Source organism: Microbacterium maritypicum, assembly GCF_041529975.1.
Classification (GTDB): Bacteria; Actinomycetota; Actinomycetes; order Actinomycetales; family Microbacteriaceae; genus Microbacterium.
The window spans coordinates 1,862,435-1,877,896 of record NZ_CP168030.1 but is presented as its reverse complement, the minus strand read 5'-3'; the positions used below and the strand labels follow the sequence as shown (position 1 = coordinate 1,877,896).

The following is a 15,462-nucleotide window of genomic DNA, read 5'->3' as shown; positions in this document are numbered from 1 at the left end:
GGCGGGCGTCAGCGCGGGTAGCCTGAATCCATGGCACGCGCGATCGTCTACACCGAGTTCGGCTCCCCCGATGTCCTGCACCTGATGGAGATCCCCGATCCCGTCGCGGCCCGCGGCGAGGTCGTGGTGCGCATCGATGCAGCGGGGGCGAACCCCATCGACGCCAAGCTGCGCAGTGCCAAGCGGCCGTCTCCCCCGATCACCGAACCGCGCCCTGTGGGGTTCGACGGGGCCGGCGTGGTCGAGCTGCTCGGCGAGGGTGTCGACGACTTCGCGGTCGGCGACCGGGTGGCGATCCGTGACGCGCACGGCACCTACGCCTCGGCGATCGCGATCGACACCGAGAAGCTCGCGAAGCTCCCCGACTCCGTCACGGCCGCCGAAGGGGCGGCCATCGGGATCCCCGCGGGCACCGCGTACCAGTCGCTGCGTTCGCTCGGGGTCACCGAGGGCGATGTGCTGCTCGTGCACGGCGGCTCCGGTTCGGTCGGACAGGCCGCCGTGCAGTTCGCGGTGGCCTGGGGTGCGACCGTGATCGCGACGGCGAGCCCCGCCCGCCACGACCAGCTGCGCGAACTCGGCGCGATCCCCGTGGCGTACGGCGAGGGCCTGCTCGACCGCGTGCGCGGCGCCGCCCCCGGGGCCGTCACCGTGGCCCTGGACTGCGCCGGCACCGACGAGGCGATCGAGACCTCCCTCGCGCTGGTCGCCGACCGCGACCGGATCGCCACCATCGTGCGTGGCCCGGATTCCGCGTCCTTCGGCATCCGTGCGTTCTCCGGCGGCTCCCCCGTGCCCCTGACCGCGGAGGAGCTCGCCTGGCGCGCCGAGGCGCTCCCCGAGACGATCGCCCTCCTCGACGCCGGTGACTTCGTGATCGAGCTCGGCCCCCAGCTGCCGCTGACCGAGGCGGCGCAGGCCCATGAGCTCATGGAATCCGGCGCCGCCTCGGGCAAGATCGTCCTGGTCCCCTGACGGCGAGGTGCCGTCAGAGCGGTCAGGCCGGAGCCACCGGTCGTCCGATCGACAGCATCAGCCGGTTCGCCCAGTTGAAGAACGCGGCGCCGTGGATGAGGTCCGAGATCTCCAGGTCGTCGAGCCCGGCGGCACGCAGCCGCACGATCTCGTCCGCGCCGAACGCGTTGGGCGTGTCGGTGAGGGCGACGGATGCCGCGACGACGGCGTTCCAGCGCTCGCCGAGGTCCGCGTCCACACCCTCGTCGAGCAGCAGGTCGACGTCGTCCGTGCGCTTGCTGTGGTGCGCGGCGAAGCGCGAGTGCACCGAGGCGCAGAACACGCAGCCGTTGCGGCGGGATGCCGCGGTCGCCGCGAGCTCACGGTCGGCGCGGGGCAGACCCTCGGCGGCGTTGTAGAAGATGTCCTTGTCGACCAGGGTGCGGGCCTTCAGCACCTCGGGGTCGCGTGCCAACAGGCGGAAGTAGTCGTTCTTCGCGCGAGCAGCGTCGACGAGGCCGTCGTAGTGACGCTCGGTCAGCTCCTCCTCGGCGAGGGGCTCGAGGTGCGGGACCCATCCGACCTCGCCGCGGGTGAACGCGTGCGGGTGCGGGGCGTCGTCGTGCCGGAGCACGCTCTGTTCGGCGGTCATGCGGCCTCCTCCTCGGAGTTTTCGGCGGTCAAGCCCGCAGCGGCGAGCACACGGAGCCCGGTGACGACGCGCTGCTGGAAGGCGAGGAACGACACCAGCTGCGACAGCGTCACGATGCCGTCCGCCGACCAGCCCGCGTCGAGCAGGCGACCGAGGTCGGCGCCCGAAGCCTCGCGGGGGCGGAACACCAGCAGGTGCGTGTGCGCGAGGGCGGCGGCGAGGCGCTCATCCACCGCGGCGATGACGGTCTCGGACGGGACATAGCGCGCCCCGTCGGTGTTCTCGGCCTGCAAGCCGAGCTCGGTGTAGGCGCCGAAGGGTCCGGTGGTCGCTGCCTGGGCGGCCTCCGCGAGCACGACGGCCGCGCGCTGGGCGTCGGCCTCCTGCGCACGACCGGCGTAGAACACCGCGGTCGGGTCTTCGGCCCCGGCGAGACCGGTGGCGAAGGCGGCCACGAGTTCGCGTTCGGCCTGCGAGACGTGCTCCGTGCTCACCGGCTGGAAGAGGGCGTCGAAGCTCGCCTGCAGCTGCTCCCTGGTCACCGGACGGCGACGGCGCAGCGCATCCAGCTCCGGCGTCACCTCCGCGATCCGGTCCACGATGTCGTCGGTCATGCGTTCTCCTTGAGGGTGAGGTTCTGGTCGGTACTGATTCCGTGCGGTGTCGGGGTCAGCGCGTAGCCGAGGGCCGGGGCGACCTCGTCGGCGAAGAGCGCGATCGAGCGCAGAACGTGCTCGTGCGGGGCGTCGACCGAGTGCACCTGGAACGCCACCTCGGTCGCGCGGGCGAGGGTGGTGTCGGCGGCGAGCGATTCCGCCACCTGCTCCGGCGTGCCCAGGTGCGTGTCGAGCGCGGCGATCAGCTCGTCGATACTGTCTCCCGGGATCGTCTGGCCCTGCCGGCGGAAGCCCTCGGCCGCCCGGCGCAGCCCGACCTCGGCGAAGCGCAGCGCCTCGGCACGGTCGTCGGCGACGAACACGGTGCGCGAGGCGGTGATCCGCGGCGCCACCCCCTCCGGCAGCGCCTCGAGGTACGCGTCGATGATCGGATCCTGCAGGGCAGACAGCGGCGCGCGCAGCCGGTCGGCACTGCGCGGCTGCGTGCGAGACAGGAGCAGCCCGTGTCCGTGGATGCCGGCCCGATGCCCGCCCGGCGCCGAGAAGGTCGCCTGCCAGACACGGTCGGCGAGATCTCCGGCATCCGGGTAGAGGGTGTTGCCCGCCCCGACGTCACGGCCGGCGAGACCGTCGAGCAGTGTCCGCAGCTTCCGGTCGTAGGTCGGCGCCTTGTCGCGCACGTCCTCCCCGAACGGCACGAACGACGAGGGCGTGCCGCCGCTGCCGAGTCCCAGATCCACGCGCCCCCCGGAGAGCAGATCGGCGACCACGGCATCCTCCGCCACCCGCACCGGGTCCTCGAGCGGCAGCGTGATCACGCCGGTGCCGAGACGGATGGTGGAGGTGACTGCGGCGACGTTCGCGAGGAACACCAGGGGCGACGGCAGCCCGCCCTCGGCCGCGTGGAAGTGGTGCTGCGCGACCCACGCCCGGCCGATGCCGTGCCGCTCGGCCTGCTGGATCTGCGCGGTCGCGAACGCATACCGCTCGGCGGGGGCGGCGTCGTCGAGCAGTCGGGTGAAGAAGGCGACGGTGGGTGCGGTGGTCATACGACGGTCTCCATTCGTCCCGGTACTGCGGCCAGCAGCTCCCGGGTGTAGTCGTGCTGCGGGTCGCGGAAGAGGTCTTCGGTCTGCCCCTCCTCGACGATCCGGCCGCGGCGCATCACCGAGACCGTGTGGCTGATCCGCCGCACCACCGCGAGGTCGTGCGAGATGAACAGGTAGGTGAGCCCGAGCTCGGCCTGCAGCGAGGTGAGCAGCTCGAGGATGCGGGCCTGCACCGTGACATCCAGCGCCGACACCGCCTCATCGAGCACCACGATGTCGGGGTCGATCGCGAGCGCACGGGCGATCGCGACGCGCTGGCGCTGCCCGCCCGAGAGCTCACGCGGGGTGCGCCGTGCGACCTCCGCGGGGAGCGACACCCGGTCGAGGAGGGCGAGAGCGCGCTCGCGGCGCTCGGTGCGACTGCCCACGCCGAAGTTCACCAGCGGCTCGGCGACGATGTCGGCGATCTGCTGGCGCGGGTCGAGCGACGCGAACGGGTTCTGGTAGACGAGCTGGATGCGTCGGCGGAGCACCCGCAGTTGCTCGCGCTTCGCGTGGGTCACGTCGTCGCCGTCGACCTCGATCGTCCCGGCATCCGGTTGGTGGAAGCGGGTGACGAGTCGCGCCGTCGTGGTCTTGCCGGAGCCCGACTCCCCCACGAGCGCATGTGTGGTGCCCCTGCGCACCCGGAACGACACGTCGTCGACGGCCCGGAAGCGCTCGCGCCCCGCGACGCGGAACTCCTTCACGAGTCCGTCGGCGACGATCGCCCAGGGGTTCTCGGCGGCGACCGCCGCGGCATCGCGCAGGAACGGCGGGGCGTCGGGCCGACGGAAACCCGTCGCGAACGCCGGAGCGTCGGCGAGCAGCTGCTTCGTGTACGGGTCGGCCGGTGCGGCGAGCACCGCCTCGCTGGAGCCCTGCTCGACGATGCGACCGTCTTTGAGCACGACGAGCCGCTCGGCCCGGTCGGCCGCGACACCGAGGTCGTGGGTCACGAGCAGGATGCTGGTGCCCTCTTCGCGCTGCAGCTCATCGAGCAGGTCGAGCACCTTGCGCTGCACCGTGGCGTCGAGGGCGCTGGTGGGCTCGTCGGCGATCAGCAGCCGCGGCCGCAGGGCGATCGCGGTGGCGATGAGCACGCGCTGACGCATGCCGCCGGAGAGCTCGTGCGGATACTGGCGTGCCCGCAGGTCGGGGTCGTCGATGCCGACGCGGTCGAGCAGCTCGATGGCCCGTGCGCGCCGCGACCGGCGATCCCGGTGCCCGTGCAGACGGAGGATCTCCTCGACCTGCGCGCCGATCGTGCGCACGGGGTCGAGCGAGGTGGTCGGATCCTGCGGCACGAGACCGATCTCGGGTCCGCGGATGCCGCGCAGCGCACGGTCGGACCACCCCGAGATGTCGAGGTCTCCGAGCAGCACCCGCCCGCCGTCGACGCGGCCGCCCTCCGGCAGCAGCCCGAGCAGGGCGTGCGCGGTGGTGGACTTGCCCGAACCCGACTCCCCCACGAGCGCCAGGGTCTCGCCCTCAGCGATCTCGAACGAGACACCGTGCACGACCTCGCGGCGTCGTTCCTTGTCGCCGTAAGAGATCCGCAGGTCGGTGGCGCTGATGACCGCACTCATTTCGCGCTCCTTCCGATGCGGTGGCTGATTCTGTTGGCGCTGAGGACGACGATGACCACGACGAGACCGGGCAGGGCGGTGAGCCACCAAGCGGTGCCCACGTAGTTGCGGCCGTCGGCGATCAGCAGGCCCCACTCCGGCGTGGGCGGCGGCGCACCGTAGCCGAGGAACCCGAGCGTCGAGATCGCGAGGATCGCCGTGCCGAACTGCAGCGCGGCGAGCGCGACGATCGGCGTCAACGAGTTGGGCAGCACGTGCCGGCGCAGCACGGTGAAGAACGTGCCGCCGCTGCCGAAGGCCGCTTCGACGTACTCGGTGCGCCGCACACGGGCGACCTCGGCGCGCATGAGCCGGGCGAACGCGGCGACGCTGCCGAGACCCACCGCGATCGCGGCGTTCACGGTGCCGAAGCCGAGCAAGATGATGACCGTGAGAGCGAGGAGCAGCCCGGGGATCGCGAGCAGCACGTCGACCACGCGCATCAGCACGTCGTCGACCACACCGCCGACGGCACCGGCGATCGCCCCGATCAGCGTGCCGAGGGCGAGGCCGACCGTGACGGCGATGAGCGCTCCCGAGAGCGAGTGCACCGCACCGTGCACGACCCGGCCGAACAGATCGCGGCCGAGGGTGTCGGTGCCGAACCAGTGCGCGGCACTCGGCGCGAGCAGCTTGTCGGCCGGGACGCCCGTGAGCGGGTCGCCGGGGGCGAAAACCCCGGGGATGACGGCCCAGAGCACGGCGAGCGCGACGACCGCGTAGGCCAGGTACAGGCCCCAGGCGCGGCCGCGCAGTCGGCGGCGAGGGGCCTTCTCGGTCTCGGTCGCGGCCGGATGCGCGGGCGCGGCCGGGTCGGGCCCGACCACGGGATCGATGATCACGGGAGCGGTCATGCGGTCGCCTCCTGGAGTGCGCGGGGCGCCGAGGCGCGGGCGACGGCGCGTTGGCGGGGGTCGATGAGCGGGGTCACGAGGTCGACCCCGAAGCTGATGATCACGAAGCCGAGGGCCGACAGCAGCACGACGCCCTGCAGCACCGGGATGTCCTGGTTCGCCACGGCCTGCTCGGTGAGGCGACCGATGCCCGTACGGCCGAACACGGTCTCGGTCACCACAGCTCCGCCGACGAGCTCGCCGAACAGGACGCCGGCGATGGTCAGGGTCGGCACGGCGGCGTTCCGGGCCACCGAGCGGGTGAGCACCCACAGCGGCGGAGCGCCCTTCGCCCGCACCACCGTGACGAACGGCTGCGCCTGCACCTGGTCGATCGCGCGCACCAGCACCTGGGCCAGCGGGGCCGAGATCGGCACGGCGAGGGTGAGCACCGGCAGGACGAGTCCGGCCGCCGGGTCGGCCCCGACGATCGGCACCCATCCGAGCCCGAACGAGAACACCTGGATGAGCAGGATGCCGAGCCAGAAGACCGGCACCGCCACGAACAGCCCCGGCACCTGGCGCAGACCGTCGCGCAGCCAGGCGAACGGTGCGAGGGAGGAGAGCCCGGCGATGAGGATGGCGAGGATCAGCGCCACGACGAGTCCGAGCGACGCGAGCAGCAGGGTCGCGGGGAGGGCTTCGCCCAGCATCGTCAGCACCGGGGTGCCGAACTGGGTCGAGAACCCGAAGTCCCCGGCGAGGAAGCCGAGTCCCGCGTGCACGTACTGCTCCCACCACGGCAGGTCTGCGCCGTAGGTGGCGCGGATGCTGTCGAGCTGGTCCGGCGACAGCCCGAGGCTGGGGTCGGAGAACTTGATCAGGATCGCATCGCCCGGCAGCAGCTGCAGCAGGAAGAAGGTGGCCGTGAAGGCCGCGATCAGAACGATCGCGGCCTGCCCGGCTCGTCGGAGGACGAAGCTCATCGTGTCACCGGCGCTCTCAGTGCTCGGCGAGCCAGACGCCGGAGAACGTCGGACGCCCCACCGACTCGAAGGCGACGCCCTGCACGTAGGTCGCGGTGCCGTACACCTGCGGCTCCTCGAACAGCGGGATGACATAGGCCTGCTCGGCGATGTAGTCCTGCACGGCCTGCGAGGCGGCGATGCGCTTGTCGGCGTCGGGCTCGGAGGCCACGGCGAGCAGGAGCTCGTCGAGCTTCGCGTCCTTCGAGATCAGCACGTCGCGGTTCTTCGTGAAGTACTGGCTCTTGATGACGTCGAGGTCCGCGCGTCCGACCATCGAGTGGTAGAAGCCGGTCTTCAGCGGATCGCGGGTGTCTTCGGCCGCGCTGCCGGCGTCGCCGGGCTTGACCGAGAGCTCCACACCGACCTTCGCCAGCTGCTGCGCGACGAGCTCGAGCGTCTGCTTCGACAGCGGCTGCGGCTTGGCCTCGTAGACGGTGATCGACAGGCGCTCGCCGTCCTTCTCGCGGATGCCGTCGGAGCCGGGCTCCCAGCCCGCCTCGTCGAGCAGCTCCTCGGCCTTGTCGGGGTCGTAGGCGTAGTGCGCGGACTCGTCCTTGTAGCCGACGGCCTGCGAGGAGAGCACCGACGTCGCCACCGGGTAGTTCTCGGTGAAGAGCGTGTCGACGACCTCCTGCGCGTCCACGGCGGCGACGAGCGCCTGGCGCACGCGGATGTCGCCCAGCAGCGGGTTCTCGGGGCGCAGAGCGATCGAGTTGTTCACGCCGCGGGTCTGCGGGGCGTAGAGCGTGAAGCCGGCGCCTTCGACGCGGTCCTCGTCGAACGCCTGCACGTAGCGGACGTAGTCGGCCTGACCCGCGAGCAGCGAACCGATGCGCACCGAGTCCTCGGGGGTGATCAGCACGTGCACGGCGTCGAGGTAGGGGCGCCCGGCGTTGTCGACGCTGTCGGGGCCCCACTCGTAGTCGTCACGGGCGGTGAGCGTGTACTCGGTGCCGAGCTTCTCGTCGGTGACGGTGAACGGTCCGGATCCGATGATCTCGGCCGCGTTGCCCGCGCCGAAGTCCTCGATCGTGCCGTCGAGCGTCGCAGGCGACAGCAGGCCCGAGTTGATGGTCGAGGTGGCCTGCAGGAACCCGGGCGACGGCGCACTGAAGCGGAACGTCACGGTGTCCTCGTCGACGACCTCGCTGCTGGCGTAGTTGTTGATGGCTTCGGAGACCGTGAGGCCGCGGTCCGCATCGCCCAGGCCGTACGTGTCGAAGTTCTTCGCGACGGCCGCCGCGTCGAGCGCCGTGCCGTCCGAGAACGTCACGTCGGGGTTCAGGTCGAACGTGTACTCGGTGGCATCCGCGTTCACGGTCCAGTCCGAGGCGATCCACGGCTCGATCTCGAGCGTCTCCGGGTTCTGCCAGGTCAGGCGGGCGGCGATGTTGTTGACGATGCCGCCGTTCGGGTAGAAGCCGGCCTGCGGCGGGTACAGGTTCGTGTACGCCTGGTGCTCGAGGTAGGTGAGCGTGCCGCCGGTGACGGGGTCGCCGCCCTCGGCGGGGGCGTTGGCGGGAGCGGGCGAGGAGGCGCAGGCGGCGAGGCTGCCCGCGAGGACGAGGGGGACCGCGATGGCGGCGGCACGGATGAGACGGCGGTTCATGCGGAGGGTCTCCTGGGCTTCGGGTGTCGGGATGTGTTCACGGTAGGAATCGGAGTGGCCGTGCCGCGAGGCGGCGGACACCGGGTGTCGCGCGACGACATGCGTGGTCACGCGTCGACATACGAGGAAATGCGCAGGCGGTCGCGGAGGGTCGCGCCCTCGCTCTCCGCCGCGTCTCGCAGCAGTCCGCGGCGGCGCAGCTCGGGAGCGGCCTGGCGGGTGAACGCCTCGAACTGGGCGGGTTGGAAGGCCGACAGCACGTTGAACCCGTCGGCCGCCCCCTCGTCGCGCCAGGTCTCGAAGTGGTCAGCGATCGTGCGGGCGTCGCCGACCACGAAGGCCGCCGGCACCGCGTTGGCAGCCACGAGGTGCCGCCAGGTGAGCGGATCGCCGGTCGTCACCCCGGCTCCCGAGACGCGCAGTCCGGCGATGCCGGCGAGGCGCTCGATGAGTGCGGAGCCGCGCTCCCCCAACCGTTGCGCCTCGGCGGCCGTGACCGGGCGGTCGAACTCCGACGCGCGCAGCGGGTCGTCTGCGGCGACGTCGAACGCATCGGCGAGCGCGGCCACCGTGCGGTTGGGCGGGAACGCGGTGCGAGCCGTCTGATGTCCCTCGGCGAGCGGCACCAGCGCGAGCAGGCGCTCGACGATGCGGCGGGCGTCGGCATCCGTGTCGGCGACGACCGGCAGCACCGGGGCGATCACCTTCACCGCATCCGGAGACCGCCAGGCCTCGGCCGCGATGTCGCGCAGCAGGCGGCGCGTGGCGATCGCGTCGGCGAGCGTCGGCGCGGCGGTCAGGGCGAGGTCGGCCTCGGTCGCGGCGAGCGCACGCGACCGCGGCGACGTGCCGGCGTGCACGATCGGGATCTGCCCTTGCGGCGGGCGGGCGACGTTGAGCGGACCGGTGACCCGCACCTGCGAACCCTCCAGGTCGGCGGCACGGAGACCCTGCGGGTCGATGAGCACGCCGCGCGCGGCATCCGCGATCCAGGCGTCTTCGTCCCACGAGCCCCAGAGGCGTCGGAGCGCCTCGACGAACTCCTCGGCGCGGTCGTAGCGCGTCTCGTTGTCGGCGTGCGCGTCGCGGCCGTGGTTGCCCGCGGCACGCGGCTCGGCGCCCGTGACGAGGTTCACGCCCGCACGTCCGCCGGTGAGCACGTCGAGCGAGGCCAGCGAGCGCGCCGTCGTGTACGGATCGGCGTAGGTGGTGTTGACCGTGGCGATCAGGCCGATGCGCGAGGTGACCCCGGCGAGGAACAGCACCGCGCTCACCGGGTCGATGCGCGCCAGCAGATACGGGTCGCGGAACTCCAGGTCGGGGCCCGTCGCGAGCCAGTCACCGAAGAACAGGTAGTCGAGTCCGGCCTCCTCCCCCTCGCGTGCGATGTGGCGGAGGATGGCGGCGTCCGCGGCCGGATCGCGGTGCGCGCCAGGCTGACGCCAACCCGAGGGGTAGGCCCCCAGGGTGCGCACCATGGCGCCGATGATGAGGGGTTCGGTCATGCTCGTCACGGTAGGAGCGGGCGCGCACCCGCGACCAGGCGGCCGTCGCCGGACGTCTCGGGGTGTAACAGTCCGACATGCGCACCCCACCCCGTACGCTGAGACCATGACTGGTCTTCGTTGGGGAATCCTCGCTACCGGCGGTATCGCCGGCGCGTTCGCATCCGATCTGCGCACGGCGGGGCTCGACCTCGTGGCGGTGGGTTCACGTTCCCAGGAGTCGGCGGATGCGTTCGCCGCCCGCTTCGACATCGCGCACGCGCACCCCTCCTATGAGGCGCTGGTGTCCGACCCCGACATCGACATCATCTACGTCTCCACGCCGCATCCGATGCATCACGAGAACGCCCGGCTCGCGCTCGAGCACGGCAAGCACGTGCTCGCCGAGAAGGCGTTCACGCTGAACCGCGCCGAGGCCGAAGACCTGCAGGCGCTCGCCGCCGAGAAGGGGCTCCTCGTGATGGAGGCGATGTGGACGCGGTATCTGCCGCACATGATCCGCATCCGCGAGCTCATCGCCGATGGCACCCTCGGCGAGATCCGTGCGGTCAGCGCCGATCACACGCAGCTGCTGCCCACCGACCCCACCCATCGGCTCAACGCCCTGGAGCTCGGCGGCGGCGCACTGCTCGACCTGGGCATCTACCCGATCTCCTTCGTCTGGGACATGCTGGGCGCTCCGACCGACATCCGCGCCGTCGGCCGCCTGATCGAGACCGGTGCCGACTCCGAGGTCGCCACCGTCATGACGCACGAGGGCGGTGCGATCTCGACCACGCTCTCCTCCTCGCGGGCATCCGGGCCGAATGCGGCCAGCATCATCGGCACCAAGGCGCGGATCGACATCGACCGCGTCTGGTACACCCCCACCACGTTCCGCGTCACCCTCCCGGACGGCACCGTGCAGGAGGAGTACGTCTCCGAGGTCGACGGCCGTGGCATGCAGTTCCAGGCGCTCGCCGCCGAGCGCCTGGTGCGCGACGGCATCCTCGAGGGTGACATCCTTCCGATCGCCGAGAGCGTCGCCATCATGGGCACTCTCGATGAGATCAGGGCGCAGATCGGCGTCCGCTACCCCCGTGAGGAGGCCTGATCATGGCCGAGACCACCGATGCCCGCGTGGCCGTCTACCTCGACTTCGACAACATCGTCATCTCCTGGTACGACCGGGTGCACGGGCGCAACGCCTACGGCAAGGACCGGCAGCGGATCACCGAGAACCCGAACGATCCCGACGTCGTCGAGCGCCTCAGCCGCGCCATGATCGAGGTCGGCGCCATCATCGACTACGCCGCGTCCTTCGGCACGCTCGTGCTGACGCGCGCCTACGCCGACTGGTCCTCCCCCGTGAACGCTGTGTACCGCTCGCAGCTCGTGGCCCGCGCCGTCGACCTCGTGCAGCTGTTCCCCGCCGCGGCCTACGCCAAGAACGGCGCCGACATCCGCCTCGCCGTGGATGCCGTCGAAGACATGTTCCGCCTGCCCGACCTCACGCACGTCGTGATCGTGGCCGGCGACAGCGACTACGTGCCGCTTGCCCAGCGCTGCAAGCGTCTCGGGCGCTACGTGATCGGCGTGGGTGTGTCCGGCTCGACGGCCAAGTCGCTCGCCGCGGCCTGCGATGAGTTCGAGTCGTACGACTCGCTGCCTGGTGTGGTGCGTCCGGTGAAGGCGGCTCCCGTCGTCGCGGCCGCGAAGGCCGAGGCCGTGGCGGAGCCCGCGCCGGAGACGGTGCCGGACACGGCCGACGCGGCGGATGCGCCGAAGGCCAAGGCCCCTCGCCGGGCGAGGTCGAAGGCGGCCGCGCCCAAGGTCGAGGAGCCCAAGCTTGACGAGCAGGGCGAAGCGACGCAGTTGCTGGAGCGCGCCCTGCGTCTCGGCCATGACAAGGCGGATGCCGACGAGTGGCTGCACAGCTCCGCCGTGAAGACGCACATGCGCCGCATGGACCCCTCGTTCAGCGAGAAGGCCCTCGGCTACCGCTCGTTCTCCGACTTCCTCAAGTCCCGCGACGACATCGCGGAACTCGAAGAGACCGGACACGAGCGCCTGGTACGCCTGCGCGAGCTCACGGGCTGATCGGGAGCTTCACTCCACGAAGTCGTACTCCTGGAACTCGGCGACCTCGGGCACCCACCGCTCCGCGACGAACGCCCGGTGCGCGGGATGGGCGTCGTAGGCGTCGTAAACGCTCTGATCCGCGAACACCATCGAGAACTGATGCGTGAGGTCGCTCTTCGCGCTGACCTGACGGCGGATCGTGAAGTCCCCGACGCCGGGGATCGACGTGAGCACGGCGTGGCCGGTCGCCAGGAACTCCTGCTCCTCGGCGGAACCGGCCGGATGGATCAGGCGGAAGACGACGGTGTGCTGGATCGGCATGGGGCTCCTGTCGGGGTGGTCACTGGTTGCTGAACGCGGCGTCGAACGAGGCTTCGGGCTTCGGCCACAGCAGCGAGCGCACGTACGCCAGGGCCTCGGGGGCGCCGTGCAGACGGTCCATCCCCGCGTCCTCCCACTCGATCGAGATGGGGCCGGAGTAGCCGATCGCATCCAGCGCGCGGAACGAGTCCTCCCACGGCACATCCCCGTGCCCCGTCGAGACGAAGTCCCAGCCCCGCCGCGGGTCGCCCCACGGCAGGTGCGACCCGAGCACGCCAGCCCGGCCGTTGTGCGGACGCATCCGGGTGTCCTTGCAGTCCACATGGTAGATCCGGTCCGCGAAGTCCACGATGAACCCGACCGGGTCGATGTTCTGCCACATCATGTGCGACGGATCCCAGTTGAAACCGAACGCCTCCCGGTGGTCGATCGCCTCCAGCGCGCGCACCGACGACCAGTAGTCGTACGCGATTTCGCCCGGATGCACCTCGTGCGCGAACCGCACGCCCTCCGCATCGAACACGTCGAGGATCGGGTTCCATCGGGCCGCGAAGTCCTCGAACCCACCCTCGATGACGGATGCCGGCACCGGGGGGAACATCGCCAGATACGGCCAGATCGAGGAGCCGGTGAACCCGACCACGGTGTCGATGTCGAGCTTGCGCGCGACGCGGGCCGCCCGCTTCATGTCCTCGGCCGCCCGCTGCCGCACGCCCTCCGCCTCACCGTCACCCCACACGTACTCGCGCAGGATCGCCTGGTGTCGGAAGTCGATCGGCGCATCGCACACGGCTTGACCGGCGAGATGGTTCGAGATCGCGAAGATCTTCAGCCCGTGCCGGTCGAGGATCTCCCGGCGCGACGCCACGTAGGCGTCGTCCTCGTCGGCACGCCGCAGGTCGAGGTGATCACCGGACGCGGCGACCTCGAGCCCGTCGTACCCCCACTCCGCGGCAAGGCGGGCGACCTCCTCGAACGGCAGGTCCGCCCATTGCCCGGTGAACAGCGTGACCGGATGCGTGCTCATGGATACTCCAATGCTCGGAGGGCAGCGATGCTGCGTGCGGCGAGTTCGTCCTGGCTCGGGGCGAGGGGTCGCCACACCGAAGCCGCGACCGCGATGGTGGCGTTCTCTCCTGTGAAGCTCTCCAGCCCCAGCGGGCCGCGATAGCCGGCGTCGTCGAGGGCCGCGAGGATCCCCGGCCAGTCGGTGTGGTCGTCGCCGACGGCCCCACGGTCGCTGCCGCACACCTGCACGTGGGCGATCGCGGCGCCGGCGGCCCGGATCGCCTCGACGGGCTTCTTCTCCTCGATGTTGAGGTGATACGTGTCGAGCGCGAGTCCGAGTCCCGCACCCAGCAGCGGGCCGAGCGCATCGAGGCTCTGCTCGACCGTGTTGAGCAGGCTCGTCTCGTAGCGGTTCAGCGGCTCGATCGCGAGGGTGATGCCCGCCTCTGCGGCCTCGGCGACGAGGGGCGCGAGGTTCTCCCGCAGCTCCCCCACGACCGCCGCCCGCTCGTCGGCATCCATCCGCCAGGTCACGCCGGTCGGCGCGTAGAAGGGGCCGGCCACGACTCCGGCCCCGAGCGTCTGCGCCGCCGCGATGCACGCCCGCAGGTACGTCTGCGTCGCGGCGACATCGCCGGCACGGGCGACCAGCGAGCGTCCGGGCCCCATGGCTCCGACGACGATCGCGCCGAGCCCGAGCGCGTCGAGCAGGTCGCGGGTGCGCACGGGATCCCAGTCGCCGACGCTCTCCAGCGGCAGCTCCAACGCGTCGTAACCGAGGCTCTGGGCCTTGCGGGCGAGCGGCTCGAGCGACGCGTCGGTCAGCGGAGACGTCCACACCCAGGTGTTGACGGCGATCGTGCGGGGCATCGTTGTCCTTGTGATCGTGAAGCGCTCCCACCCTCCCACCCCGCGGGTGCGGAGCGGAAGGGCGGGAGCGGATTTCGGTTACGGGATCTGACGCTGCTGCCACACCGTCGGGTAGCCGGGGAGGTTCTCCCCGCCGAACTTGGCGTAGTGGCCGTCGGGCATGCCCTCGTTGGCCTTCAGGTAGTCGTCGAGCTCGGGCTCCGTGATCGGCTTCTGCGGGAGGACCCATTCCTTCGGAACCTCTTCGCCGGCGAAGATCATCTGCGCCGCGAGCAGCGGAGTGCGCCACTGGAAGTTGGAGTACACCGGCGCGAGGCCCGTGAGACCCGTGTCCTTCCACTTGCGCAGGAAGCTCATCTCGTCCTCACCGGTCATGACCGGGTAGTCCGCTCCGGCGTCCTCGAACGCCTCGATGGCCGCGACCGCGCCGTCACCGGCATCCATCCAGATGCCGTGCACGTCGCCCTTGGCGAGCTCGTCGCTGATGATGCTCTTGATCTCGGCGGGGTCGGCACCCGTGAAGTGATCCACGGCCTCGATGCCGGCCTCGTCGAAGAGCTTCTCGGCGGCGGCCCAGCGGTGCTCGAGCACGTCGACACCCGGGAGGATGCGCAGTGCCACGACCTTGTCGCCCTCTTCGAGGTTGTCGATGAGGAACTCGGCGGTGTCGATGCCCCAGGCGAAGCCGCCGATCGGGTGGATGAACGTGACCGGGCAGTCCGTGTTCACGCCGCGGTCGAACACGACGACCGGCTTGCCCGTCTCGCAGGCCCGCTCGACGGCCGGAGTCATGGCCGCCGTGCTGTTCGGCGAGATGAGGAAGACGTCGCATTCGCCCTCGGCGATGAAGTAGTCGATGTCCGCGATCTGCGTGTCATCGGAGTCCTGCGCGTCGCGGGTCTCCATCTCGCTGATGGCGCCCGCATCCTGCAGCGACTTCAGCTGCTCGTTCATCGTGATCCAGCCGGTCTGGCGCCACGGGTTGGAGATCGACGCGTTGGCGAAGCAGGCCTTCTTGGCCCCTTCGCTCGCGAACTCCGCCGTGTCGACCATCTCGGCGTTGATGTGCTGCAGGTAGGGCTCGTCCTCCGGCCCCTGCGGGGTGACGCCGCGCTCCTCGTCCTGCTTGTCGAAGAGCTCCTGGTCGAACCACTCTGTCGTCTCTGCCGTCTCCTCGGGGTTCTCCGACTCCGCCGGCGCCACGGACGGGTCGGTCGTACACCCGGCGAGCGCGATGAGGCCGAAGAGAGCCACCCCTGCGGTGGCGATCTTCATCGATCGTCGCATT

Annotated in this window: 15 protein-coding genes; 3 read left to right on the top strand and 12 right to left on the bottom strand. The window is 71.0% G+C overall.

Annotated elements, in window-relative coordinates:
- The first annotated feature begins 30 nt into the window (after nt 1-30).
- Nucleotides 31-975, top strand: a complete 945-nt coding sequence (locus tag ACCO44_RS09195; protein WP_372469341.1) for a zinc-binding alcohol dehydrogenase family protein — start codon at nt 31-33, stop codon at nt 973-975.
- A gap of 22 nt (nt 976-997) precedes the next feature.
- Here ACCO44_RS09195 and ACCO44_RS09190 read toward each other — a convergent pair whose 3' ends face one another.
- From ACCO44_RS09190 to ACCO44_RS09155, 8 genes are all read right to left on the bottom strand, one after another.
- Nucleotides 998-1,606 carry an alkylhydroperoxidase domain protein gene (locus tag ACCO44_RS09190; RefSeq protein ID WP_215071000.1) on the bottom strand — a complete coding sequence of 203 codons (609 nt, stop codon included), beginning with the start codon at nt 1,604-1,606 and terminating at the stop codon, nt 998-1,000.
- Entirely contained in the window at nt 1,603-2,220 is a 618-nt protein-coding gene (locus ACCO44_RS09185; protein WP_372469340.1) for a CMD domain protein, read from the bottom strand. Before ACCO44_RS09185 ends, ACCO44_RS09190 begins: the two co-directional genes overlap by 4 nt.
- On the bottom strand, nt 2,217-3,272 hold the full coding sequence (locus ACCO44_RS09180; RefSeq protein ID WP_372469339.1) for a putative FMN-dependent luciferase-like monooxygenase: 1,056 nt from the start codon (nt 3,270-3,272) through the stop codon (nt 2,217-2,219). The genes ACCO44_RS09185 and ACCO44_RS09180 overlap by 4 nt, the downstream gene beginning before the upstream one ends.
- Nucleotides 3,269-4,900 carry a dipeptide ABC transporter ATP-binding protein gene (locus tag ACCO44_RS09175; protein WP_372469338.1) on the bottom strand — a complete coding sequence of 544 codons (1,632 nt, stop codon included), beginning with the start codon at nt 4,898-4,900 and terminating at the stop codon, nt 3,269-3,271. Before ACCO44_RS09175 ends, ACCO44_RS09180 begins: the two co-directional genes overlap by 4 nt.
- Nucleotides 4,897-5,793, bottom strand: a complete 897-nt coding sequence (locus ACCO44_RS09170; RefSeq protein WP_372469337.1) for an ABC transporter permease — start codon at nt 5,791-5,793, stop codon at nt 4,897-4,899. Before ACCO44_RS09170 ends, ACCO44_RS09175 begins: the two co-directional genes overlap by 4 nt.
- On the bottom strand, nt 5,790-6,758 hold the full coding sequence (locus ACCO44_RS09165; RefSeq protein WP_372469336.1) for an ABC transporter permease: 969 nt from the start codon (nt 6,756-6,758) through the stop codon (nt 5,790-5,792). Before ACCO44_RS09165 ends, ACCO44_RS09170 begins: the two co-directional genes overlap by 4 nt.
- A 16-nt stretch (nt 6,759-6,774) precedes the next feature.
- A complete protein-coding gene (locus ACCO44_RS09160) occupies nt 6,775-8,409 on the bottom strand; it encodes a TIGR04028 family ABC transporter substrate-binding protein (RefSeq protein ID WP_372469389.1) in 1,635 nt (544 codons plus the stop codon).
- Nucleotides 8,410-8,516: 107 nt separating this feature from the next.
- On the bottom strand, nt 8,517-9,914 hold the full coding sequence (locus ACCO44_RS09155) for an NtaA/DmoA family FMN-dependent monooxygenase (RefSeq protein ID WP_372469335.1): 1,398 nt from the start codon (nt 9,912-9,914) through the stop codon (nt 8,517-8,519).
- 106 nt (nt 9,915-10,020) lie between these two features.
- Between ACCO44_RS09155 and ACCO44_RS09150 the strand changes: the two genes are divergently transcribed.
- Nucleotides 10,021-11,007: a Gfo/Idh/MocA family protein gene (locus ACCO44_RS09150; protein ID WP_372469334.1), complete on the top strand. Its 987-nt coding sequence runs from the start codon at nt 10,021-10,023 to the stop codon at nt 11,005-11,007.
- A gap of 2 nt (nt 11,008-11,009) precedes the next feature.
- Nucleotides 11,010-11,993: an NYN domain-containing protein gene (locus ACCO44_RS09145; protein WP_372469333.1), complete on the top strand. Its 984-nt coding sequence runs from the start codon at nt 11,010-11,012 to the stop codon at nt 11,991-11,993.
- A gap of 9 nt (nt 11,994-12,002) precedes the next feature.
- On the opposite strand, the gene ACCO44_RS09140 is transcribed toward ACCO44_RS09145, so the two are convergent.
- The 4 genes from ACCO44_RS09140 to ACCO44_RS09125 all read right to left on the bottom strand — a co-directional run bounded on the left by ACCO44_RS09140 (nt 12,003) and on the right by ACCO44_RS09125 (nt 15,461).
- Nucleotides 12,003-12,296 carry a Dabb family protein gene (locus ACCO44_RS09140; protein ID WP_372469332.1) on the bottom strand — a complete coding sequence of 98 codons (294 nt, stop codon included), beginning with the start codon at nt 12,294-12,296 and terminating at the stop codon, nt 12,003-12,005.
- 19 nt (nt 12,297-12,315) lie between these two features.
- The gene (locus tag ACCO44_RS09135; RefSeq protein WP_029262661.1) at nt 12,316-13,323 is read right to left on the bottom strand and encodes a sugar phosphate isomerase/epimerase; all 1,008 of its coding nucleotides are present in this window, start codon (nt 13,321-13,323) and stop codon (nt 12,316-12,318) included.
- The gene (locus tag ACCO44_RS09130; protein ID WP_372469331.1) at nt 13,320-14,174 is read right to left on the bottom strand and encodes a sugar phosphate isomerase/epimerase family protein; all 855 of its coding nucleotides are present in this window, start codon (nt 14,172-14,174) and stop codon (nt 13,320-13,322) included. Before ACCO44_RS09130 ends, ACCO44_RS09135 begins: the two co-directional genes overlap by 4 nt.
- Before the next feature lie 78 nt (nt 14,175-14,252).
- A complete protein-coding gene (locus ACCO44_RS09125) occupies nt 14,253-15,461 on the bottom strand; it encodes a substrate-binding domain-containing protein (protein ID WP_029262663.1) in 1,209 nt (402 codons plus the stop codon).
- Nucleotide 15,462 lies beyond the last annotated feature (1 nt).

Bases quoted from the DNA above. Each gene is read 5' to 3' on its own strand.
- ACCO44_RS09135 (WP_029262661.1), bottom strand. From the start codon at position 13,323: ATGAGCACGCATCCGGTCACGCTGTTCACCGGGCAATGGGCGGACCTG.
- ACCO44_RS09125 (WP_029262663.1), bottom strand. From the start codon at position 15,461: ATGCGACGATCGATGAAGATCGCCACCGCAGGGGTGGCTCTCTTCGGC.
- ACCO44_RS09155 (WP_372469335.1), bottom strand. From the start codon at position 9,914: ATGACCGAACCCCTCATCATCGGCGCCATGGTGCGCACCCTGGGGGCC.
- ACCO44_RS09160 (WP_372469389.1), bottom strand. From the start codon at position 8,409: ATGAACCGCCGTCTCATCCGTGCCGCCGCCATCGCGGTCCCCCTCGTC.
- ACCO44_RS09185 (WP_372469340.1), bottom strand. From the start codon at position 2,220: ATGACCGACGACATCGTGGACCGGATCGCGGAGGTGACGCCGGAGCTG.
- ACCO44_RS09190 (WP_215071000.1), bottom strand. From the start codon at position 1,606: ATGACCGCCGAACAGAGCGTGCTCCGGCACGACGACGCCCCGCACCCG.
- ACCO44_RS09175 (WP_372469338.1), bottom strand. From the start codon at position 4,900: ATGAGTGCGGTCATCAGCGCCACCGACCTGCGGATCTCTTACGGCGAC.
- ACCO44_RS09170 (WP_372469337.1), bottom strand. From the start codon at position 5,793: ATGACCGCTCCCGTGATCATCGATCCCGTGGTCGGGCCCGACCCGGCC.
- ACCO44_RS09180 (WP_372469339.1), bottom strand. From the start codon at position 3,272: ATGACCACCGCACCCACCGTCGCCTTCTTCACCCGACTGCTCGACGAC.
- ACCO44_RS09140 (WP_372469332.1), bottom strand. From the start codon at position 12,296: ATGCCGATCCAGCACACCGTCGTCTTCCGCCTGATCCATCCGGCCGGT.
- ACCO44_RS09195 (WP_372469341.1), top strand. From the start codon at position 31: ATGGCACGCGCGATCGTCTACACCGAGTTCGGCTCCCCCGATGTCCTG.
- ACCO44_RS09165 (WP_372469336.1), bottom strand. From the start codon at position 6,758: ATGAGCTTCGTCCTCCGACGAGCCGGGCAGGCCGCGATCGTTCTGATC.
- ACCO44_RS09150 (WP_372469334.1), top strand. From the start codon at position 10,021: ATGACTGGTCTTCGTTGGGGAATCCTCGCTACCGGCGGTATCGCCGGC.
- ACCO44_RS09130 (WP_372469331.1), bottom strand. From the start codon at position 14,174: ATGCCCCGCACGATCGCCGTCAACACCTGGGTGTGGACGTCTCCGCTG.
- ACCO44_RS09145 (WP_372469333.1), top strand. From the start codon at position 11,010: ATGGCCGAGACCACCGATGCCCGCGTGGCCGTCTACCTCGACTTCGAC.